At 36.9% G+C, this 21005-nt stretch carries 21 protein-coding genes, 7 tRNA genes and 1 other RNA gene; 18 read left to right on the top strand and 11 right to left on the bottom strand.

Translation table 11 applies throughout. The features are described from left to right. Positions 1 to 9: 9 nt before the first annotated feature. On the bottom strand, positions 10 to 624 hold the full coding sequence (locus JO178_RS17745; protein ID WP_291938648.1) for an FMN-binding negative transcriptional regulator: 615 nt from the start codon (positions 622 to 624) through the stop codon (positions 10 to 12). 39 nt (positions 625 to 663) lie between these two features. Beyond that, entirely contained in the window at positions 664 to 1686 is a 1023-nt protein-coding gene (gene ruvB / locus JO178_RS17740) for a Holliday junction branch migration DNA helicase RuvB (protein WP_291938646.1), read from the bottom strand. Between the two features lie 260 nt (positions 1687 to 1946). Between ruvB and hutI the strand changes: the two genes are divergently transcribed. The 4 genes from hutI to JO178_RS17720 all read left to right on the top strand — a co-directional run bounded on the left by hutI (position 1947) and on the right by JO178_RS17720 (position 5935). Beyond that, complete coding sequence (gene hutI / locus JO178_RS17735; protein ID WP_291938643.1) at positions 1947 to 3170, top strand: imidazolonepropionase; 1224 nt, start codon at positions 1947 to 1949, stop codon at positions 3168 to 3170. Between the two features lie 124 nt (positions 3171 to 3294). Beyond that, the gene (locus JO178_RS17730; RefSeq protein ID WP_291938641.1) at positions 3295 to 3582 is read left to right on the top strand and encodes a hypothetical protein; all 288 of its coding nucleotides are present in this window, start codon (positions 3295 to 3297) and stop codon (positions 3580 to 3582) included. An 8-nt stretch (positions 3583 to 3590) separates the two neighbouring features. After that, on the top strand, positions 3591 to 4505 hold the full coding sequence (hutG, locus tag JO178_RS17725) for a formimidoylglutamase (RefSeq protein WP_291938639.1): 915 nt from the start codon (positions 3591 to 3593) through the stop codon (positions 4503 to 4505). Between the two features lie 137 nt (positions 4506 to 4642). Beyond that, on the top strand, positions 4643 to 5935 hold the full coding sequence (locus JO178_RS17720) for an aldehyde dehydrogenase family protein (protein ID WP_291938637.1): 1293 nt from the start codon (positions 4643 to 4645) through the stop codon (positions 5933 to 5935). Between the two features lie 102 nt (positions 5936 to 6037). Here JO178_RS17720 and pyk read toward each other — a convergent pair whose 3' ends face one another. The 8 genes from pyk to map form a co-directional block, all read right to left on the bottom strand. Continuing rightward, positions 6038 to 7483 (bottom strand): pyruvate kinase, encoded by a 1446-nt coding sequence (gene pyk, locus JO178_RS17715; protein ID WP_291938635.1) that lies wholly within the window; start codon positions 7481 to 7483, stop codon positions 6038 to 6040. After that, the gene (locus JO178_RS17710; protein WP_291938633.1) at positions 7476 to 7949 is read right to left on the bottom strand and encodes an IPExxxVDY family protein; all 474 of its coding nucleotides are present in this window, start codon (positions 7947 to 7949) and stop codon (positions 7476 to 7478) included. Before JO178_RS17710 ends, pyk begins: the two co-directional genes overlap by 8 nt. After that, entirely contained in the window at positions 7927 to 8691 is a 765-nt protein-coding gene (rnc, locus tag JO178_RS17705) for a ribonuclease III (protein WP_291938631.1), read from the bottom strand. Before rnc ends, JO178_RS17710 begins: the two co-directional genes overlap by 23 nt. Positions 8692 to 8700: 9 nt before the next feature. After that, entirely contained in the window at positions 8701 to 9945 is a 1245-nt protein-coding gene (gene fabF, locus JO178_RS17700) for a beta-ketoacyl-ACP synthase II (protein WP_291938628.1), read from the bottom strand. A 34-nt stretch (positions 9946 to 9979) separates the two neighbouring features. Continuing rightward, positions 9980 to 10219, bottom strand: a complete 240-nt coding sequence (locus tag JO178_RS17695; RefSeq protein WP_002976354.1) for an acyl carrier protein — start codon at positions 10217 to 10219, stop codon at positions 9980 to 9982. Between the two features lie 250 nt (positions 10220 to 10469). Beyond that, the gene (locus JO178_RS17690) at positions 10470 to 11360 is read right to left on the bottom strand and encodes a helix-turn-helix transcriptional regulator (protein WP_291938626.1); all 891 of its coding nucleotides are present in this window, start codon (positions 11358 to 11360) and stop codon (positions 10470 to 10472) included. Between the two features lie 79 nt (positions 11361 to 11439). Continuing rightward, entirely contained in the window at positions 11440 to 12261 is an 822-nt protein-coding gene (locus tag JO178_RS17685) for an SDR family NAD(P)-dependent oxidoreductase (RefSeq protein WP_291938624.1), read from the bottom strand. Positions 12262 to 12651: 390 nt separating this feature from the next. Beyond that, on the bottom strand, positions 12652 to 13416 hold the full coding sequence (gene map, locus JO178_RS17680) for a type I methionyl aminopeptidase (protein ID WP_291938622.1): 765 nt from the start codon (positions 13414 to 13416) through the stop codon (positions 12652 to 12654). A gap of 127 nt (positions 13417 to 13543) precedes the next feature. On the opposite strand from map, the gene JO178_RS17675 reads away from it, so the two are divergent. Further along, positions 13544 to 14098: an NAD(P)H-dependent oxidoreductase gene (locus JO178_RS17675; protein WP_291938620.1), complete on the top strand. Its 555-nt coding sequence runs from the start codon at positions 13544 to 13546 to the stop codon at positions 14096 to 14098. 52 nt (positions 14099 to 14150) lie between these two features. Here the strand turns inward: JO178_RS17675 and ssrA are convergent. Beyond that, positions 14151 to 14552: a transfer-messenger RNA gene (ssrA, locus tag JO178_RS17670) on the bottom strand. A gap of 269 nt (positions 14553 to 14821) precedes the next feature. On the opposite strand from ssrA, the gene rpsU reads away from it, so the two are divergent. The 13 genes from rpsU (at position 14822) to JO178_RS17605 (ending at position 21001) form a co-directional block, all read left to right on the top strand. Beyond that, the gene (rpsU, locus tag JO178_RS17665) at positions 14822 to 15019 is read left to right on the top strand and encodes a 30S ribosomal protein S21 (protein WP_034693154.1); all 198 of its coding nucleotides are present in this window, start codon (positions 14822 to 14824) and stop codon (positions 15017 to 15019) included. A 78-nt stretch (positions 15020 to 15097) separates the two neighbouring features. Then, positions 15098 to 15985, top strand: a complete 888-nt coding sequence (locus tag JO178_RS17660) for a tyrosine-type recombinase/integrase (protein ID WP_291938618.1) — start codon at positions 15098 to 15100, stop codon at positions 15983 to 15985. Continuing rightward, entirely contained in the window at positions 15982 to 16272 is a 291-nt protein-coding gene (locus tag JO178_RS17655) for an HPF/RaiA family ribosome-associated protein (protein ID WP_034693158.1), read from the top strand. Before JO178_RS17660 ends, JO178_RS17655 begins: the two co-directional genes overlap by 4 nt. A gap of 108 nt (positions 16273 to 16380) precedes the next feature. Next, positions 16381 to 16457: transfer RNA gene (locus JO178_RS17650), tRNA-Thr, on the top strand. Positions 16458 to 16472: 15 nt separating this feature from the next. Next, positions 16473 to 16553, top strand: a tRNA-Tyr gene (locus JO178_RS17645). 87 nt (positions 16554 to 16640) lie between these two features. Then, positions 16641 to 16713, top strand: a tRNA-Gly gene (locus JO178_RS17640). A gap of 90 nt (positions 16714 to 16803) precedes the next feature. Beyond that, positions 16804 to 16880 (top strand) — tRNA-Thr (locus JO178_RS17635). Between the two features lie 17 nt (positions 16881 to 16897). After that, positions 16898 to 16978, top strand: a tRNA-Tyr gene (locus tag JO178_RS17630). Between the two features lie 84 nt (positions 16979 to 17062). After that, a tRNA-Gly gene (locus tag JO178_RS17625) sits at positions 17063 to 17135 on the top strand. A gap of 40 nt (positions 17136 to 17175) precedes the next feature. Next, positions 17176 to 17247 (top strand) — tRNA-Thr (locus JO178_RS17620). A gap of 243 nt (positions 17248 to 17490) precedes the next feature. Further along, complete coding sequence (locus JO178_RS17615) at positions 17491 to 18171, top strand: response regulator transcription factor (protein ID WP_291938615.1); 681 nt, start codon at positions 17491 to 17493, stop codon at positions 18169 to 18171. Beyond that, positions 18172 to 19536 (top strand): ATP-binding protein, encoded by a 1365-nt coding sequence (locus JO178_RS17610; RefSeq protein ID WP_291938613.1) that lies wholly within the window; start codon positions 18172 to 18174, stop codon positions 19534 to 19536. A gap of 223 nt (positions 19537 to 19759) precedes the next feature. Further along, on the top strand, positions 19760 to 21001 hold the full coding sequence (locus tag JO178_RS17605) for a TolC family protein (protein ID WP_291938611.1): 1242 nt from the start codon (positions 19760 to 19762) through the stop codon (positions 20999 to 21001). Positions 21002 to 21005: the final 4 nt, after the last annotated feature.

Here is a 21005-nt window from a genome sequence, read left to right as displayed (position 1 = left end):
ATATTTTGATTATTTTTTTATTAATTTCATTTTTTCAGCAATTTTCCGGGCATTTTCATCTGATGATGTTTCAAGATGGGAAATGATATTCTGAAAATCCGTTTCTTTTCTGTTTTGCGAAAGCTTATGTTTGATAAATATTTCTGTAGGAATTATTTTGATTCCGAAAGCTCCCTTCATCTCTTTTTCTACAAATTCTCTTCCCATATCTTTCACCATCATCGGGCACTGCTGGAACTTTTCGTATTTGGAAGTTAATTTTTCCAGGTGACTATAAAGTTCATCCTGATGCATCACTTCTACTTTTCCATAGATCTGTACTGCTTCATAATTCCAGGTTGATACATTGACATGATCATACCAACTGCTGGAAATATAAGTATGGGCACCCAAAAAATCGCAAAGAACTTCATCCCCGTTTTCTAAGGTTTTTGCCTGCGGATTGGCTCTGGAAATATGAGCTTCAATATAAATGTTTTCCGGATCATCTTCCTTTAGAATCATCATAGAATGGGTCGCCCGGATCTTATCACCGGAAGAAATCAGTAAAGCAAAGGAATTCTCTCTGATAATAGCCCTCATCAGATCCAGATCCTCGCTTTTGTATAATTTAGGTACAAACATTATTGATCTTTCTTTATATGGTAAACCTTATATCCTGAATCAGAATAACTCACCCGGATTTTTCGGTCTTGAAATATGTAAATGCTGATAGGCTTTGTCGGTAACTTCTCTTCCTCTGGGAGTTCTGATAATAAATCCTTCCTGAATAAGAAACGGTTCATAGACCTCTTCCAAAGTTTCCGGATTTTCTCCGATGGAAGTTGCTAATGCAGAAATTCCGACAGGTTTCCCTTTAAAATTTTCAATCATAACCCGCATGATTTTGTTATCCATTTCATCAAGACCAAACTCATCTACATTTAAAGAATTCAATGCATATTTGGTAATATTGATCTCTATTTCTCCGTTACCTTTGATTTCAGCAAAGTCACGAACCCTTCTCAGTAATGCATTGGCAATTCTCGGTGTTCCGCGGCTTCTTCTCGCAATTTCAATGGAAGCATCCTCATAAATCTTTATCCCTAAAACCCTTGCACTCCTTTGAATAATCATGGAAAGAAGTTCAACAGAGTAGTACTCCAGTCTGCTTTGAATACCGAATCGGGCAAGCATAGGTTTGGTAAGCATGCCGCTTCTGGTAGTAGCTCCTACCAGTGTAAAAGGATTCAGCCCAATCTGAACGCTTCTTGCATTAGGGCCTGTTTCCAGCATAATGTCGATTTTATAATCTTCCATCGCTGAATACAGATATTCTTCCACTACAGGAGATAAACGGTGAATCTCATCAATGAAAAGCACATCATTTTCTTCCAGATTGGTTAAAAGACCTGCTAGACTTCCCGGTTTGTCCAATACAGGACCGGAGGTGATTTTACAGTTTACTCCTAATTCGTTGGCAATAATATTGGCTAAGGTTGTTTTCCCAAGACCCGGAGGGCCATGTAATAGAACATGATCCAGTGCACCGCCTCGTCTTTTGGCTGCGGTAACAAAAACTTCAAGGTTTTCCAGCGTTTTTCTCTGCCCTGCAAAATCTTTAAAGCTCTGGGGACGCATCTGTTCTTCCTGCATTAGCTCCTCGCGTGAGTAGTTTTCCTTATCTGGATGTAAAAAATCTGGCATTAATTCATTTCATTTACTTCAAAGATAACAAATTTAGACTAAGGTTGAAGGGATGATTGAGAAAAGGTGAAGATTAGGATGAAGGTTTATGTTCATGATAAAATTGAAGCGGTCCAAGATTCAATAATTGGGATATTTTAAGTATTTTTGAGAGGAAAAATTATGAATAAAAATTAATGAAATCTTGATTGTTTAGCAGATAGGTGCCGATTGATAAAATTATTGTCTGTCTTCTAAACTTTAGCATTAACTTTAAACTAATGAAATTAATAGGACCATTTAAACAGGTGGTAACACTTGCTAATTTACCACTAAGAGGTAAAATTTCCGATGAACAATTGGAAATTATTGTTGATGGAGGAATTGTTGTAGATCATAACACTATTCAGAAAATCGGAAATTTTGAAACATTAAAATCAGAAAACCCAACAATAGAAATCGAGAACATAGAAGGTGAGCAGATTGTTCTTCCTGCTTTCGTAGATTCTCACACTCATATCTGTTTCGGAGGAAACCGTGCCAATGATTTTGCGATGCGTAATGCAGGAAAAACCTACCTGGAAATCGCAGAAAGTGGAGGCGGAATCTGGAGCTCTGTACAACATACCAGAAATGCTTCAGAAGACGAATTGCTGATAACCTTACGGGAAAGAATTCAGTTTCTGGTGGATCTGGGAATTACTACAATTGAAGTGAAAAGCGGTTATGGGCTGGATGTGGAAAACGAGCTTAAAATGCTTCGTATCATCAAGAAAGCACAGAAATCTACAAAAGCTACCCTTGTACCTACTTGTCTTTCAGCTCATTTGAAGCCGAGGGATTTTGACGGAAGTAATTCTGAATATCTGAACTATATTCTTACTGAGATTTTACCAAAAGTACAAGAAGAAGATTTAGCGAAACGTGTAGATATTTTTATTGAAAAATCAGCTTTTCAGCCGGAAGAAAGTAAAGATTTTTTACTTAAAACTAAAGATTTAGGTTTTGAAATTACGGTACACGCCGATCAGTTTACTCCTGGAAGTTCAAGAATAGCCGTAGAAGTAGGAGCGAAATCTGCGGACCATTTAGAAGCTACTATAGATGAAGATATTGAGTTTTTAGCTCAGTCTGATACCGTGGCAACAGCTCTTCCGGGTGCAAGTTTAGGACTGGGAGAGAAATTTACTCCGGCGAGAAAATTATTAGATGCAGGAGCTATTGTAGCCATTGCAAGTGACTGGAATCCCGGGTCTGCGCCTATGGGGAATTTAATTACACAAGCTTCTATTTTGGCAACTTTCCAAAAGCTGACGACAGCTGAAGTTTTAGCAGGAATGACTTTCCGTGCAGCTTATGCCCTTAATCTTGAAGATAGAGGACAGCTGGAAGCAGGGAAAAAAGCAGATTTTGTCACTTTTAAAACGAATAATTTCCAAAACGTACTCTATAATCAGGGAAGCTTAAATGCAGAACATGTTTATATTGACGGAAATAAAAAATAATAAACACAACCATGAAAATTAAATTGGAAGAGACCAGGGAAAAATAGGTCTCGCTTGGTGTTCCTGAGAAAAATGTTGAGTACGCATTGAATGCTGTAAAATCCGGTACTAAAAAGACTTTATTATGAAGAATCTGACTTCAGATATTAGAAAAGTTGATGCGGCTACAGCGAATCGTATGCTGGATGAAATGTTTGCGGCAAACGGTGGTGAATTTAAGTATGAAAATAGAGGAGGTTACCTTTATTCTGTTTTTTATTTAATTGTTATTACTGCATTAGGCGGAGTGATTCTTTTTCTAAATGCAGAAAACAGAAGTCTACAATTCAAATTAAGTGGAGCTTTATTAGTATTTATAATTTTATTTTTTAGAACATTTATACCTACCATTAGAGGCAGGTTTAGAGAATAATTTAGATTATGATTTGGCAAGGCAGATTAGATGGAGAAGAGCTTCTTCATCACAGAATATTTCAAAGAGTAAAAGAAGAACGTAATTACGACAATATTTCTGCAGAAGATTTCGTTTTGCATGGCTTTGCTGTGGACGAAGGAGTCAGAAGGAATAAAGGTCGTCTGGGAGCTAAAGATGCTCCAGATGTAATCAGGAAAAATATGTCTAATTTTCCCGTTATTTTCCCTGACTTTTCAATGAAAGACTTTGGAAATGTTACTTGTGAAAACGGTAATCTTGAAAATACTCAAAATAACCTTGCCAAGAATGTTTCAAAAGTCCTTTTAAAAGGTGGAAAGTCTCTTGTTCTGGGTGGAGGGCATGAAGTAACCTATGCTCACTATTTAGGCATTAAAACAGCCTTTCCGGAGCAAAAAATAGGAATTATCAATATTGATGCTCATTTTGATAACAGACAGCCTGAAAAAGGGATTGGTCCAAGTTCAGGGACAGGGTTTTGGCAAATTGCCCAGGAAGGCCCTATCAAGTCTTTGCATATCGGTATTCAGAGAAACTCCAATACATTAAAATTATTTGATACAGCCCATCAGTACGGAATGAAATATATCCTTGCCGATGAATTGTTTTTTGAAAATCTTCCCGCTATCTATCAACGTATTGATGACCTGCTTGATCAGGTAGATTATGCCTATCTCACCATTTGTATGGATGTATTTAATGCTTCTATTGCTCCGGGGGTTTCAGCTTCGGCTTATAATGGTATCTTTGCAGACGCAACTTTTATGCATTTTTACAGGCATATTTTAAAAAATAAAAAATTAGTTGCACTAGACGTAGCTGAAGTTAATCCTTCCTTCGACATTCAGGATAGGACGGCAAGACTGGCGGCATGTCTGGTGAATGAATGGCTAATGATGTAAGATAAAATTATATTCTTCCGATAGAGAAAATCACTATTTTATTTACCCTTAAGGAACGGAATTTGCTGATTTTATCCGTGCTTTTAAATAAAAGCGCTCATAAATTCATTAGCTGAATTTAAAACAGAAATTATATTATGGAACAATTAATTGAAAGTAAGCTTATTAAAGCAGATAAAGCGTTTTCAGTGTGGAGAAAAGTGCCGTTTGAGGAAAGGCAGAAGTTAATTGCAAAAGCAGCAGAAATTTTAAAAAATAATTCAGAGAAATTTGGAAGGATCATTACTACTGAAATGAATAAGCCTATTTCAGAATCCATTGCTGAGGTGGAGAAATGTGCTTTGATGATGAAGTATTATGCAGATGCTGAAAATATTTTAAAACCTGAAAAAATTGAATCCGAATTTGCTTATTCTGAAGTTCATTATGTTCCGAAAGGAGTGATTTTAGGAGTAATGCCATGGAACTTTCCTTTCTGGCAGGTCCTGAGATTTGCAGTTCCCGCTATTTTAGCCGGAAATACAGTAGTCTTAAAACATGCTTCTATTTGTTTCGGAAGCGGAAACGCCATTGAAGATGTTCTTTTGGAAGCAGGGTTTCCGGAAGGTATTTTCCAGAATCTTGAAGTAGGACACAAAGCTGTAAAAGAAATCCTTGAGCACGATACCATAAAAGGTGTGAGCTTGACAGGTAGTGGGAAAGCAGGCGGAGAAGTAGCCTCAATAGCCGGCTTAAATATTAAAAAATCTTTACTTGAATTAGGAGGAAGTGATGCTTTTATCATCTTTGAAGATGCAAATCTCGAAGAAGCAGCAAAAGCCGGGGCAAAATCAAGACTTCAAAATTGTGGACAAACCTGTACTGCTGCAAAAAGATTTATCATTGATGAAAAGATCGAAAGCCAATTTTTACCCATCTTCATTGAAGAATTTAAAAAATATGAAATAGGAGATCCTTTAGATAAAGAAACTAAATTAGCCGGGATGGCAAGACCGGATCTTGCGGATGAGCTGGAGGCCCAGTTCGACAGAGCATTGGAAAATGGTGCCGAAATCATTATTCCTCTGGAAAGAATTTCAGAAAATCAGTTTAAACCTGGCCTTATCAGAGTTCAGGCAGGCAATCCGATTTTAAAAGAAGAGCTTTTCGGCCCTCTCGGTATGGTGATGATCGCTAAGAATGATGACGAAGCATTACAGATTGCCAATGATATCCCATTCGGACTTTCAAATTCTGTATGGACTCAGGATAAAGCCCGCCAGTTATTCTTTATTGAAAACCTCGAGTCAGGTACGGTAAATATCAACAGGATGACAAGTTCAGATCCGCGTTTTCCGTTTGGAGGCTCCAAGGCCTCAGGATATGGTACTGAGCTGTCTCTTCTTGCTTTGAAGGAATTTGTAACCGCGAAGACGATCGTAGGGCATTAGTGTTGTCTGATGTACCATGCATCTGAAATCGCATAACAGACGATAAAATAAAAATTCCCGGAAATTGCTTCCGGGAATTTTTATATGTATTTATCTGGGCTGTTAAACCGTTGTTAATCTCAACGTATTGGTTTTCCCTCCTTCATAGGAAGGTGTCGCATTGATGTTGATTACAAAGTCTCCGGTTTCAATATAACCGTAGTTGTGAGTCAGCATATTTACCTGGATAATGGTTTCATCAGTAGACTTTTTCATATCGTAATAATAAGCATGAACACCCCAAAGCAGGTTCAGCATTGTAATTACTCTTCTGTTTCCGCTGTAAACGATGATGTGAGAGTTAGGTCTGTGAGCTGCAAGCTGGAAAGCTGTATATCCTGAGTGGGTAAGAGTTACGATTGCAGAAACGTTAGTTGTTTTTGCAATTCTTACTGCTGCAAGACATACCCTGTTCGTAATAAATCTCTCGTCGATACAGTTATAGTCCTTTTCAATAGGTTCATTTTTATGTTGATAGAAATGAGTGGTCTCAATATTCTTTACAATTTTAGCCATGTTTTCCACAACCTGTACCGGGTATCTCCCTACCGATGTTTCTCCTGAAAGCATTACCGCATCTGCTCCGTCCAGTACAGAATTGGCAACGTCATTTACTTCAGCTCTTGTCGGCGTCAGACTATTGATCATTGTTTCCATCATTTGAGTAGCAATGATTACAGGCTTGGAATAAAACCTTGCTTTTTCTACCAGATTTTTCTGGATAGCAGGAACCTCTTCCATTGGAACTTCCACTCCTAAGTCACCACGGGCAACCATAAGACCGTCACATTCCACCAAAATTTCTTCAATGTTTTTAACTCCTTCCGGTTTTTCAATCTTCGCGATGATCGGAGTTTTAAACTTACCGTTTGGATGCTGAGAAATTAATTCTTTCAAATCAATAATATCCTGTGCATGACGTACGAAAGAAAGTGCAATCCAGTCAACCTCCATATCAAGCATGAAATTAGCATCCTGAATATCCTTTTCTGTCAGGGCAGGAAGAGATACCTGGGTATTAGGCAGGTTTACCCCTTTTTTAGAGCTTAGAGGTCCTCCCTGAATGGTTTTTGCTTTTACCGTATCCTTTTCATTGGTTTCAGTAACCTCCAAGACCAGCTTACCATCATCGATAAGAATTCTTTCCCCTACTTTTACGTCTTGCGGAAATTGTTGGTAAGTCATGTATACCTTCGTAGAATCTCCCTCCATTTTTTCATTGGTGAAGGTAAGAATATCTCCGGGGTTTAGGTAAGAACCTTCCTTTACAACACCTACTCTTAGTTTAGGCCCCTGAAGGTCTCCCAAAATACCCACTGAATAACCATATTCGCTGTTAAGCTCTCTAATTATTTCAATATTTTTTCGAACTAAGTCGTAATCTGCATGTGAAAAATTTATTCTGAAAATATCAACACCCGCTTTCATTAAATCTAACATTACCTCCTTCGATGAAGAAGCAGGTCCTAGTGTTGCGATAATTTTTGTCTTCTTTAAATACTTATTCATAATACTGGATAATTTGATAAAGTTCCTCATCAGAACTCAGTGTATAATCTTGAATTGGAAACACAAGATTTTCAGGGAGCAAAATTACGGAAAAATCAGGAAATTGTTCCGAACTATGTAGAATATATTCCACATCTGCCTGATTATTTAATAAAAATTTAATGTTTTCTTCTTCTGAAAAGAGCTCTGTGTGAATTTTTTTTTGCTTACTTTCAGAAGATTTGTTTGAAATAAAAGTAAAACAGGTCTTCGAAAACTTGTGGTAGGCCTCGAATCTTGGAAAAAAATAATCATAATAATCTCCATGAAAGACCAGATCTTTTTTTCTGGAAAAATTAAGATTGTTGGTTTGATTTATTGTATAGAAAAACTCATGTGCGGGTATATCTTTTGCTAATCTTACCAAAGCTATGGCAATATCTTCAAATTCTATATCATCCAGATCATAAAGTTTTTGAATTTCCAAGTATGTTTTCTTTTTTATTTAAAATATAAAATGCCCGTTGTGCTGCCTTTTCTTCTGATTTTTTCTTGGAGGTTTCCGTTGCATTGGCAATTTTTTCATCTCCCAACCAGACATGACATCTGAATACAACTGCCTTGTTGGCTTGTATTTCTTCACAGGTTTCGTACTTTATATTGACCTTCTTTTTCTGGCTCCATTCTAACAGGAGACCTTTGTAGCTTACAATTTTATTCTCAAGTTTGTTAATCTCGGAAGGAGTCAGTAGCTTATCCAGAATGATTTTTTTGCAAATATCATAGTGGAAGTCTAAATAAACAGCTCCGATTAAGGCTTCAAATAAGTTTCCGGAGATATTCTCCCCCAAAGCGGATGAACTGTTCTGCTTTTGCAAAAGGTTCGTAAGTTTGAGATCTTCTCCTAATTTATTAAGATTTTTCCTATTAACAATCTTAGACTTCATTTGTGTCAGATATCCTTCATTAGCCTGAGGATAGGTCTGGAACAAATGACAGGAAATAACTGTACCCAACACAGAATCTCCTAAAAATTCAAGTCTTTCATAATTGCTGTCTTGATTTTTAGAAGAGTTTTTCAAAGAAAAAGCCTCACGATAAAGAGCAATATTCTGTACCTCTGTACCCAATACTTTACTAAGCTCGGTACTGAGAAAATATTCTCTCTCCGTTAATTGTCTTTTTCTTTTTTTAAGAAGGAATTTAGAAAAGTATTTCTGTAACTCCATTCATTGAATTTAGATTTTCTTAAATAGAACGCAAGCGTTGTGCCCGCCAAATCCAAAAGTATTGCTCATGGCTACTTTTACATCTTTCTTCACAGCATCATTAAACGTAAAGTTTAGTCTGCTGTCAATCTTTTCATCATCAGTAAAATGGTTGATAGTAGGAGGAACCGTACCATGAATAATAGTTCCCAACGCAGCAATAGCTTCAATAACACCGGCAGCTCCTAAAAGGTGACCTGTCATTGATTTTGTAGAATTAATCTGAATATCATAAGCATGCTCGCCTAATAATTTCGAAATTGCATTGGATTCTGCAATATCTCCTAATGGAGTAGAGGTACCATGCATATTGATATGGTCTACTTCATCAGCAGTTAAGCCTGCATCGTCCAAACAGTTTTTCATTACCAGATAAGCGCCAAGACCTTCAGGATGAGGAGCTGTCATATGATATGCATCTGCGCTCATACCACCCCCTAGTAATTCTGCATAAATTGTTGCACCACGTTTTACTGCGTGCTCATACTCTTCAAGAATAATACAACCCGCACCTTCACCCAGTACAAATCCATCTCTGTCTTTATCAAATGGTCTGGAAGCTGTTTTTGGATCATCATTTCTTGTAGAAAGGGCCATCATTGCATTGAATCCACCGACACCACTTGCTGTAACGGCAGCTTCAGAGCCCCCGCAAACAATCACGTCTGCTTTTCCTAACTGGATAAGCATCTTGGAATCAATTATAGCATTCGCTGAAGAAGCACATGCAGATACCGTTGTATAATTAGGTCCGTGGAAACCATATTCAATTGAGATCTGACCTGGTGTCATGTCTGCAATCATTTTAGGAATAAAGAACGGGTTAAATCTAGGGATTTCCGTATTGGCCCATCCTAATACTTCTGTTTCAAATGTTTCCAGACCTCCGATTCCGGAGCCCCAAATTACACCAACTCTGTTTTTATCTACATTATCTTCAATAATGCCTGAGTGTACTACTGCTTCTCTGGCAGCAACAAGTCCCAATTGTGTATTTCGGTCCATTTTTTTTGCTTCTTTCTTATCGAAATGCTGTAACGGATCGAAATTTTTCACTTCACATGCGAACTTTGTCTTGAAGTTTGTGGCATCAAAAAGAGTAATCGGAGCGGCTCCGCTCTCACCTTTCACAAGATTTTCCCAGTATTCTTTTGCATTATTTCCTATTGGTGTTATTGCTCCAAATCCGGTTACAACTACTCTTTTTAATTCCATAAACTTTTTTTAATTTCTTTTTTGTTGAAGAATATTATTTATTTACTACTTCTTCGATGTAAGCGATAGCGTGTCCTACAGTAGTAATTTTTTCAGCTTGATCATCAGGGATTTGAATGTTGAATTCCTTTTCAAATTCCATGATTAATTCAACTGTATCTAGTGAATCAGCTCCTAAATCGTTAGTGAAGCTAGCTTCAGGAGTTACTTCTGTTTCTTCAACGTCAAGCTTATCAGCGATGATAGCTTTTACTCTTGATGCAATGTCTGACATAGTAAATTATTTTTTTTAATTGTTAGATGGTGCAAATATATAAAATTCTTTACGATAAAACATTTTTTTAGACTTTTTTGTGGAGCACAGGCCTTCATTTTAGATATTGCTACTTTAGTGTTTTAGTTTTCAGTAGGTTATATTTGATGTCTTTAAGCAGTGATAAAACCGATTTTAAAAAGTAGAAGAGGGAACTTAAAACATATCCGTTTTAAATTCCCTCTTCTGGAGCCTTTCTGAGGCAAAATGATTATGTAATCTGTGCTTTTTTGAACTCCAAAGGTTTCATTCCGGTCTGTTTTTTAAAAAGCCGTGTAAAATAAGACGGGTTTTCAAATCCCAACTCATAAGCTATTTCAGATACGCCCTTTTCTCCCAGCCGCAATCTGTTTTTTGCTTCCGAGATCAGGGAAATGTGAATGAGCTCTATCGCTGTTTTTCCGGTTTCCTGTTTTAAAAGGTCACTGAGATAGCGTGGAGAAACTGAAAGTTGCTGAGCGAGCTCGGCAACCGCCGGAAGCCCGTCTTTTTGCAGTCTGTCATTTTGAATATACTGCCGGAGTACTTTGTCGAATCTTGTTGCTGTTTTCCCGCTGACCTGGGTCCGGTCTATGAACTGTCTTTTGTAAAATCTCTCGGCATATTTCAGGATAGAGGAAACATGGCTTAATATGATTTCTCTGCTGAATTCATCCGGATTATTTCTGTACTCGTTTTCGATGCTGTTCCGGAGATCGAAAATGATCTGTTCCTCTTTGGGGGAAAGATGCAGGGCTTCTGTCGTTTCGTAATCAAAGTATCCGTATTTTTCCATTCTGGAATGAAGCCCATGGCCGCTAAGGTAATCTTCATGAATTAAGATCATAAAACCGTCTTCTTCAAATTCCAGATCTTTCATTTCAATAATCTGTCTGGGTCTGGTAAAAAAAAGACAACCGTTGTTGTGGTCATAAGGCATTCTTCCGTACATGAAAATCCCCGATCTTATTTTTTTGAATGCGATCATATAAAAGTCTGTTGTGAATTCCCTGTTGCCTAAAGTACATCCCGAAAGACAGCCTACGATACTGAATAAAGGGTGTTCAGGAGCTTCCCAAAAGCTTTCGGAGTGAAGTTGGGTAAGAGTTTTATAATGTTTCATCTGGAATTATTGTTCTAATGTACATCAAAATTATATGAAAAGAAGGGGCGGTGTGAGATTTTTTAAAGCTTATCTTTTATTATCCATGAGCTTTGATACTGACCTCTTTCCAGTCTTCAATTTCCTTTAAACGATCATGGTACAGTTGATGAATGGCGTTGTAAGCTATTTTTCCCAGTAATAATCTTGAAGGCGGATTTTTTTGTTCTATAATATGAAGCAAAGGTTCCACGGTAGCTTCCGGTTGACCCCAGATTTCCGAATTTTCTCCTGTTTTAGCAAAAGCTTCACGTACCGGAACGTAATCTGAAATATTGTCAGAAGTCTGACTCGCAGAGGTGCCGGCCCAGTCTGTTGCATAGCCGTTAGGTTCAATAAGAGTGGTTTTTATACCTAGATGAGCGACTTCGGTTCCTAATGTTTCGATCAATCCTTCAACGGCAAACTTGGAAGCATTATAAAGTCCAAGAAGTGGAAGGGTCGTTAAACCCAGAAAACTCGAAACCTGAATGATATGTCCGCTTTTTTGTTTTCTCATTCCCGGGAGTACAGCCTGGATGGTCCATAATGAGCCAAAGACATTGGTTTCCATTTGTTCTCTGGCCTGCTGCTCCGTTGTCTCTTCAATAGTACCAAACAATCCGTAACCTGCATTGTTGATTAAAACATCGATGGAGCCAAAGTGGTTTTCTATGGTATTCACGGTCTTAATGACATCCTCACGGTTGTTGACGTCAAGCTGCAAAGGCAGAATAAGATCTCCGTATTTGTTTTTCAGATCTTCTAAGGCGGAAATATTTCTGGCTGTGGCTGCTACTTTATTTCCTTTTTCCAAAAGGGCTTCTGCCCATAATTTACCAAAGCCTCTTGATGCTCCGGTAATGAAAATTATTTTACTCATAATCGTATCTTTAATGATTTACAGGTCAAAGGTACTGTGGGTAAGATAGAAAGAATAGTCCGTTTCAGCTTAAAAATAGCATTAAAGTAGGAGAAAACGTATTTTGGAAAAGCCATGCGTTTCCTGTAGTAGGATCATGAAATTAATATGTTGATATTTCTGAATGACATGTCCTATCCGGTTATTGCTTAAAATGCAATGCTGGGGGATGGTTGTTGAAAAGCTTACAGGTGTTATGCCGATATTGTGCTCATGCGAAACTGGTTACTATATGATTTTTATGAAAAATAAGAACATCATAAAGATCAATCTTGTAATAGACCTGTATTGGTAAATGCGAAAAAGAGTCAGGAAATTCTTGGCCTCTGCATTTACCAATATCTGCAGTTTTTAATTGAGTATTTCATTCATTTGTGTTAAAATCACAGGTTCTCCGTCTGTAATGAATAGGGTGTGCTCATGTTGAGCCATATATCCTCCTTTATTGCCTGCCATTGTCCAGCCGTCATTAAGTTCTACTGCAATATTGGAAGATGTTGAAATAAATGTTTCAATGGCTACTACTGAATTCTTTTTAAAACGTCTGAAGTCGAAGCGGTTTTTATAGTTTAACAACTCTTCCGGTTCTTCATGCAGGCTCCTTCCAATCCCGTGACCGCCCAGGTTTTTAATGACTTTAAAACCTCTTTTTTTAGCTTCGGTTTCCATCAGCAATCCTATATCTGCTATTTTTACACCTCCTTTGATATGGCTGATTGCTTTTTTCAGAATATCTTTGGAGGCGTCTACCAGTTTCTGGTGTCCGTGAATGTCGTTTCCGATAACAAAAGAGCCTCCGTTGTCTGCCCAGAAGCCATCAAGTTCTGCCGAAACATCAATATTGATCAAATCTCCTTCTTTCAGAATTCGTTCTTCAGTAGGTATACCGTGGCAAAATTCATTGTCGACACTGATGCAGGTCCATCCGGGGAATCCGTAAGTAAGATGGGGGGCGGATCTGGCGCCAAAACCGGCAAGTATTTTTGCTCCGTAATCGTCTAGGTCTTTTGTGGTCATGCCAGGTTTTGCATAATGGGTCATTTTCTTTAAAGTGTAAGCAACCGCTTCACTTACTTTCTGCATTCCGGTCAGTTCATATTCATTGGTTATCGACATGATGTAAATTTTGGATAAAATTAATTATTTATTGTAACGTATGGAAATTGTGATACTTATTATTCATTAAAATTATTTCCGCATTGTTTTTGCTGTTGATTCATATAATCACTTAAATACTATTATTATGAATAAGGTAATCGGACTTATCGCGGGAAGCTTACGCAGGGAATCTTTTTCAAAAAAGATTGCAAAAGCACTGGTATCCATGGCGCCTGAGGGTTTTGAATTTAAAATAATTTCCATTGATGACTTACCGGTGTACAATCAGGATTTTGATGATGATAATGCTGTTCCTGAATCTTATGTGAAATTCAGAAATAAAATTAAAAATATTGAGGGTGTTATTTTTATCACCCCGGAACACAACAGGTCCGTTCCTGCAGCTCTTAAAAATGCACTGGATATCGGTTCAAGACCGGCAGGAAAAAGTGTATGGAACGGAAAGCCGGGAGCTGTATTCAGTAATTCGCCGGGGAATCTTTCTGCCTTTGGGGCTAATCATCATTTAAGACAAAGTCTTGTTTTTCTCAATATTCCGGCCATGCAGCAACCTGAGGTATATCTCCCGCATATTGATAAAGTGTGGGATGATCAGGGGAATTTAAAAGATCAGGACGTGAAAGATTTTCTTCAGAAAGCCATTGGTGCTTATATAGAATGGTTTAGGAAAAATAAATAGCCGGAAAATAATAAATAAAAAACCACTGAAATTTTTCAGTGGTTTTTGTATTGAGTGGAGTTGGAGGGATTCGAACCCTCGTCCAAACAAGCAATACATAAGATTTCTACATGCTTATTCTGCTATTGGTTTTCGACTGAAAGCAGAGAGCAGACACCCAACTTCCAGCTTATCTTCTAAGGTTTTCGAGCTTTAGCCGAAGTTTCTAAAGCCTTATTTCCGCATTCCTATATCCCAGGATCAAACGCCGCAGAATAGAGCATTTGTGGAATATCTTGCTTCCCTACTGAAATCTTCGGGAAAACGCTTTATCTACTATACTTCGATATTAAGCTGCAAGAGCGAACTCTTCGTTGCCAGTTAAAATTTTGTAGCAAGGGATTATAGAGATCGCGCTACGGTTCTCTGCATGCTTACTTACCCATTGGTCTTGCTGTCGAAACCAGTCAACCCCATGAATAAAGTGGATGCAAAGATAATGCTTTTTGTTTACATATCATTAATATACCTGTTTTTTGTCCGGAAAACTGTGTCGAAAATATGAGACTGAAGTATCGGGGGAGCATATTCAATGATTGTGGATAAAAAATAATATGGGCGTTAACTCCCGTAAATAGTAAGTTTTTGAGATGAGAAAGGGGAGTGTGGTCATTGTTTGTGGTAATATATTTTGTGTTGTCATAAAAAATGTTTAGTTTTGCAATCCAAAATGAGATGTAAAGTATGTTAATAATTCCAGTAAAAGATGGTGAATCCATCGACAGAGCATTAAAAAAATATAAAAGAAAATTTGATAAAACTGGTACAGTTCGTCAATTAAGATCAAGACAACAGTTTATCAAGCCTTCTGTAACGTTAAGACAAGCCAGACTAAAAGCGGCTTACAAGCAAAGAGCGCTTAGCAAAGAGGAGCAGGCTTAAGAATTTTTCTTAAACACATATTAATTCACTTCTTAAATACGTATATTTGAGAAGTGAATTTTTGTTTTTATACGGGATATGTTAAATAAATTTATAGAATATTTACAGTTCGAGAAGAGGTATTCGCCTCATACCGTTACAAGCTATAAAAAAGACCTTGATGACTTTTCCTGTTTCTATCTGAAAACAGAGTCGTCAGAAGATATTTCGAAAGCGGATAAAAAAATAATACGGAATTTCATTGTTGATTTGAGTGAGAAAGGGATTTCAAAAAGAAGTATCAACAGGAAATTGTCCTCACTCCGCAGTTTTTTTCTTTTTCTTTTAAAGATAGGGGAGATTAAGGTTTCTCCTGTGGAAGGAGTCTCTTCGCTGAAGTTTTATCCTGAAAAACAGATTCCTATGTCTAAAGAAGAAATGGCAGATCTTAGTGAGCGTATCTTTGAACAACGCCATGATATTCTTGAAAAATGTATTATAGAGGTGCTTTATCAGACTGGTATACGAAAAGCTGAGCTTTGTGGCCTGATATTTGAGAATGTTGACTTATACGGAAATGAATTGAAAGTGATCGGGAAAGGGAACAAAGAAAGGGTAGTTCCTATCTCTGAAGACCTGTCGGGAATTCTCAGAAGTTATTTGGAAATAAGAAATCCGCAGACAGAATTCGATACGTATTTTTTTGTCAATAAGAAAGGGAAAAAACTCAATGAAAAATTTGTTTATGTGGTAGTTAATAAGTACCTTAGTCTTATAACAACAAAGGAAAAAAAAAGTCCTCATATCCTTCGGCATAGTTTTGCAACTCATGTGTTGGACAATGGGGCGGAGATCTCCAAAGTAAAAAAAATATTAGGGCATTCCAGTCTTGCCAGTACTCAGGTCTATACGAATGCCAATATTGAACAATTGAAAAAAGTGTTTAATCAAGCTCACCCTCGAGCATCAAAAAAAGAAGAATTATGAAGATTTCAGTACAATCAATTGGTTTAACTCCACACGAACCACTAGAATCACACATCGACAAAAAAGTAAGTAAACTTGATACCTTCTATGATAAAATTCAGGAGTGTAAAGTTTTTTTAAAAGTAGAAAATAATGCGGATAAAGCGAACAAAACGGCCGAGATTATTTTAGCGGTTCCGGGAGATGATATTGTAGTAAAGAAGACCTCTGCAAGTTTTGAGGAAAGTCTGGACCTTTGTGTTGATACTGCTAAAAAGCTACTAATCAAGAAAAAAGAAATGGCTTAGAAAAAAAGTTTAAAAAAAGTTTATAAAAAATTTGAGAATTCAAAAAATCCGTTCTATATTTGCACTCGCAAAAAAGGAACAGCGATCTTTTGAATTCTTTTTTAATTTGCCTCCATAGCTCAGTTGGCCAGAGCACGTGATTTGTAATCTCGGGGTCGTGGGTTCGAATCCCTCTGGAGGCTCCAATTAATATAAATAGAGGGGAGATTCCAGAGTGGCTAAATGGGACTGACTGTAACTCAGTTGCTTCGGCTTCGTAGGTTCGAATCCTGCTCTCCCCACATTTATATTATGAAAAAAAACTTGCAGGATTAAATAATTATTCTTAGTTTTGCACAGCGTTTACCAATGGTTTTGGAAACAAAATTGCGGAAGTAGCTCAGTTGGTAGAGCGTCAGCCTTCCAAGCTGAATGTCGCGGGTTCGACCCCCGTCTTCCGCTCAGAAAATTACTGATTTAAAAGTGATTTTTTTTAACACTGAAATATGTAGAGTAGCGTTTCTCGATCAGTTTCAGTCAAATTATTAAAATGCCTCCATAGCTCAGTTGGCCAGAGCACGTGATTTGTAATCTCGGGGTCGTGGGTTCGAATCCCTCTGGAGGCTCCATTTTAATATAAACATGAGGGGAGATTCCAGAGTGGCTAAATGGGACTGACTGTAACTCAGTTGCTTCGGCTTCGTAGGTTCGAATCCTGCTCTCCCCACATTTTATATTAAAAAAACTTGCAAAATTAAAAAACTTTTATTAGTTTTGCACAGCGTTTACCAATAATTTTGGAAACAAAATTGCGGAAGTAGCTCAGTTGGTAGAGCGTCAGCCTTCCAAGCTGAATGTCGCGGGTTCGACCCCCGTCTTCCGCTCAAAAAAATCATGCTATTCAGTGTGATTTTTTTAATTAATGCCGACTTAGCTCAGCGGTAGAGTGCTTCCTTGGTAAGGAAGAGGTCACGGGTTCAAGTCCCGTAGTTGGCTCTCGATTCTCCCGAATTTCTTTCGGGAATTTTTTTTATCTCAACATTCTTTTACGTATCCAGTCAGTTTTCCGTTAATCGGTGACCATTATAAAATAAGGTTTTCTACCTTTTTTAAATAATATAAGATAGGAATGGCATGCGACTCAGGGATGCATAGTATGACAAAGCTTACAAGGTAAAAAGATCAACCATCTTGGAGCATCATGAAAAAATTGCTAAATTCGTATAAAATATATTTTTGATGAATATTCTTTTATTAGAAGACGATCTCATTCTTTCGGCAGAACTTTGCAGATTTTTAGAATCCAATACCTTTAATTGTGATAAAATCTATGACGGAGAAACTTTTCTTCGCCAGATTAAAAACAATACATATGATCTGTATCTACTGGATATTAATGTCCCGAAAATAAACGGACTGGATGTTTGCCAGACCATTCGTTCTTTTGATAAAAATACGCCTATCATCATCATTTCAGCTTACGGAGATCTGTCAGATAAAAAGGATGCCTTTACAAGGCTTGCAGATGATTATCTTGTGAAACCTTTCCAGTTTGAAGAACTCCTTTTAAGAATTAATTCATTATTAAGAAGAAAAGCACCTTCTGATACTTCGGATCAGGATATTATCAGAATTGATGACCTTATTATCAATAAAACAGAACAAAAGGTATATCGGGGAGGAAATGAGATTACCCTAACCTTAAAAGAATTTCAACTGTTGGTTTATCTGGCAGAAGCGCAGGGAAGAACTGTTTCCAAACAGCAGATTACGGAACATGTCTGGGAGCATAACTTTAATACGAATACCAATACGGTAGAGGTTTATATTAATTTCCTTAGAAAAAAGATTGATAAAGATTTTAAAATAAAACTGATCCACACACGTTCCGGATTCGGATATTACTTAAGTCCTTTATAAATGTCTTTAAAAAGAAAGATTGCTTTAACGATCAGTATTGCCTTTTCATTGCTTTTTGGAATGGTAATGGCGGTGATTTATTTATCTTTCAATGATTTCAGAAGAGATGAGTTTAAGGAAAGATTCAGGCAGCGTCTTGAATTTACCACTCATTTTATTTCAAAGTCTAAAGATTTTGAAGAAGAAGCTCCTGTTTTTTTTAATGAAAACTCAGATAACATTCTTTTGAATGAGAAAATATTAATTTTCAATAATAAGAAAGAACTGATCTATAGTACGATTAAAGATAAGAATGTAAGCTGGGATACTTTGATGCTTAATGAACTGGATAAGAAAAAAATCATCTATACAGAGAAGACGGTTCCGGAGATCTACGCAGCGTTACGGAATATTAACGGGGAAAATTATTATATTCTGACCAGTGCTTTTGATACGAATGGGAAATCGAAACTGGTATATCTTAAATATCTTTTGATTCTGGCTTATGTCATGAGCACGCTTCTGATTGGTTTTTTCAGTTATTATTTTGTAGAAAAATTTCTTCGTCCGCTGGAAGATCTGAATCAGGAGATTTCAGAAGTAACGGCTCATAAGCTGACAACACAAATTCCTGTTCAGCAATCTAATGACGAGGTAAGTGTTTTAGCCAAATCGTTCAATACGATGATTGGAAGATTAAATGATGTTTTTCAGTCGCAGAAAGACTTTACGGCAAGTGCTTCTCATGAAATCAGAACACCTATTACGAGAATGGCCTTCCAATTGGAAAACCTGATTAAATTTGAGGAACATTCTCCCAAAACATTATCGGCACTGGAGCAAATTCAGAGAGATGTGTATCAGTTGTCCGATTTAACAAACTCTTTGCTGTTGCTTACTAAATTTGATAAAGAGAATATTCAGAGTATTTATGAAGAGGTGAGAATTGATGAAGTTATTTTTGAAGCTTTTGAAGCCGTAGAAAAAAGTTACCCGGACTTAAAGCTGGATTTTTTAATTACTGAGGAGACTTCTGAAAATGCTTTTTTGACGATAAGCGGAATTCAGTCTTTGATGGTGATTGTTTTCATTAATTTATTCAAAAATGCAGCAGTCTATTCCGATGATGTTGAAATAAGGGTTTTGATTACGGAGACCAATGATTGTCTTACTATAGATGTCATCTCTCATGGAGATACTATTCCGGAAGGGGAACAATCTAAATTATTTGAAGCTTTTACAAGAGGAAATAATGCTCAGAATATATCAGGATCAGGGCTGGGACTTCGCATCGTTAAAAGAATTCTTGAGTATCATGATGCTGATATTTTATACTCTTCTCCTGACGAATATCTAAATAAATTTAGCGTTATTTTTAAGAAATAGCCCTGTTACCGGTGCATTTACTCAATGTACTGTAGTTTTTTCGTTAAATACTACATTAATTTTTAAGATAAAAATTCAACAAACAGAGAAAAATTTTGTTTTATTTTTTGCTGGAATCCTTTTATAATATTCGTATTTAAAGGGATTTTAATTTTTTTTTAATAAGCCTTTAAGTTTCTTTTAATTACATCAAAGCAATTTTGTAATTTAAAAAGAAAAAATAATGAACAGAATTGCAGTGTTGTTTTTGGCTATTTCCTCATTCATGGCGGCACAACAGCAAATGTCGCTTTTGGAGTGTGAAGAGGCATTCCAGAAGAACAATCTCCAGCTGCTTGCACAGCAATACAATATCAATATGGCAGATGCTGATATTATGCAGGCTAAAATCTGGGATCTTCCCCAGTTAAGCGGACAATTTAATGCCTATAATCCCGAAGGGAAAAAGCTGTTTGATATCGGACATTCAAAAGGAGCCGGTATTACGCAGCTCATTTACATGGGTGGGAAAAAGAAAAATGAGATTGCATTTGCAAAATCGAATAAAGAATTAGCCCAGCTGCAATTTTCTCAACTTCTGGTGGATCTCAGAGCCCAGCTTCATACCACTTACTTCAGCCTTTATTACGAAAAGCTTAAGCTTGAAAATACCAATAAGCAGTTGTTGTATATGAATGATCTTTTAAGTGCTTATCGGGTACAGTCTTCAAAAGGTAATGTATCTCTTAAGGATGTGGTAAGATTACAGAGTCTTGTTATTCAACTGAATCAGGATAAGCTGGATATCAATAAAAATATTCTTGATTTTGAGCAGAATCTGAAAGTACTTACCGGGATAACCGATGATATAGAACCTCATATTACTGAATCAGAAGTTAAAGAAATACTCGATGCACAGCCATTTGGTGATGAAGAAGAATTGAAAAAAAGAGCCCTGGAGCATAATGCAGATTATCAATATAATTTAAAATTAATAGACAACAGTAAACTGTTTGCACAATGGCAGAAATCTTTAAATGTACCGGATCTTAACCTGGGAGTTGCATGGGATCAGGCGGGAGGTACTTTTGCTAACGAAGCCAATATGACAGTCGGAATTCCTCTTCCTTTATGGAGAATCAATCAGGGAAATGTTGTAAAAGCAAACTATGCAATACAACAGAATCAAAAAAATGCTGACTTTCAGAAATTAACACTGGAAACAAAAGTCCAATCAGCCTATAAAACATGGAAAGCACAGTTTGAATTGCTGTCAGATGTAAAAGCTACGGATGTAAAAAATATGGAGCTTGTTTATGAAGGTATGTTAAGTAATTTTAGAAAAGGTAATGTAACCCTTATCGAATTTACAGACTTTATGGACAGCTATAGAACTTCAGTTTTACAGATATATGATATGAAAAATGGGGTTATGCAGTCGGCAGAAGATCTTAATCAATTAGTACAAACAAAAATTTTCTATTAAAAAA

The organism is Chryseobacterium sp., from assembly GCF_019236175.1.
In the GTDB taxonomy this organism is placed as follows: domain Bacteria; phylum Bacteroidota; class Bacteroidia; order Flavobacteriales; family Weeksellaceae; genus Chryseobacterium.
The sequence above is the reverse complement of the archived record's forward strand: the minus strand, read 5'-3'. Positions and strand labels throughout refer to the sequence as shown.

What these genes read in the sequence shown, in the direction of transcription:
- ruvB (WP_291938646.1), bottom strand. Translation starts at nt 1,686, where the DNA reads ATGCCAGATTTTTTACATCCAGATAAGGAAAACTACTCACGCGAGGAG.
- JO178_RS17690 (WP_291938626.1), bottom strand. Translation starts at nt 11,360, where the DNA reads ATGAAACATTATAAAACTCTTACCCAACTTCACTCCGAAAGCTTTTGG.
- JO178_RS17730 (WP_291938641.1), top strand. Translation starts at nt 3,295, where the DNA reads ATGAAGAATCTGACTTCAGATATTAGAAAAGTTGATGCGGCTACAGCG.
- pyk (WP_291938635.1), bottom strand. Translation starts at nt 7,483, where the DNA reads ATGAATAAGTATTTAAAGAAGACAAAAATTATCGCAACACTAGGACCT.
- JO178_RS17610 (WP_291938613.1), top strand. Translation starts at nt 18,172, where the DNA reads ATGTCTTTAAAAAGAAAGATTGCTTTAACGATCAGTATTGCCTTTTCA.
- JO178_RS17655 (WP_034693158.1), top strand. Translation starts at nt 15,982, where the DNA reads ATGAAGATTTCAGTACAATCAATTGGTTTAACTCCACACGAACCACTA.
- fabF (WP_291938628.1), bottom strand. Translation starts at nt 9,945, where the DNA reads ATGGAATTAAAAAGAGTAGTTGTAACCGGATTTGGAGCAATAACACCA.
- JO178_RS17660 (WP_291938618.1), top strand. Translation starts at nt 15,098, where the DNA reads ATGTTAAATAAATTTATAGAATATTTACAGTTCGAGAAGAGGTATTCG.
- JO178_RS17695 (WP_002976354.1), bottom strand. Translation starts at nt 10,219, where the DNA reads ATGTCAGACATTGCATCAAGAGTAAAAGCTATCATCGCTGATAAGCTT.
- JO178_RS17720 (WP_291938637.1), top strand. Translation starts at nt 4,643, where the DNA reads ATGGAACAATTAATTGAAAGTAAGCTTATTAAAGCAGATAAAGCGTTT.
- JO178_RS17675 (WP_291938620.1), top strand. Translation starts at nt 13,544, where the DNA reads ATGAATAAGGTAATCGGACTTATCGCGGGAAGCTTACGCAGGGAATCT.
- rnc (WP_291938631.1), bottom strand. Translation starts at nt 8,691, where the DNA reads ATGGAGTTACAGAAATACTTTTCTAAATTCCTTCTTAAAAAAAGAAAA.
- JO178_RS17615 (WP_291938615.1), top strand. Translation starts at nt 17,491, where the DNA reads ATGAATATTCTTTTATTAGAAGACGATCTCATTCTTTCGGCAGAACTT.
- hutG (WP_291938639.1), top strand. Translation starts at nt 3,591, where the DNA reads ATGATTTGGCAAGGCAGATTAGATGGAGAAGAGCTTCTTCATCACAGA.
- hutI (WP_291938643.1), top strand. Translation starts at nt 1,947, where the DNA reads ATGAAATTAATAGGACCATTTAAACAGGTGGTAACACTTGCTAATTTA.
- JO178_RS17685 (WP_291938624.1), bottom strand. Translation starts at nt 12,261, where the DNA reads ATGAGTAAAATAATTTTCATTACCGGAGCATCAAGAGGCTTTGGTAAA.
- rpsU (WP_034693154.1), top strand. Translation starts at nt 14,822, where the DNA reads ATGTTAATAATTCCAGTAAAAGATGGTGAATCCATCGACAGAGCATTA.
- JO178_RS17605 (WP_291938611.1), top strand. Translation starts at nt 19,760, where the DNA reads ATGAACAGAATTGCAGTGTTGTTTTTGGCTATTTCCTCATTCATGGCG.
- JO178_RS17745 (WP_291938648.1), bottom strand. Translation starts at nt 624, where the DNA reads ATGTTTGTACCTAAATTATACAAAAGCGAGGATCTGGATCTGATGAGG.
- map (WP_291938622.1), bottom strand. Translation starts at nt 13,416, where the DNA reads ATGTCGATAACCAATGAATATGAACTGACCGGAATGCAGAAAGTAAGT.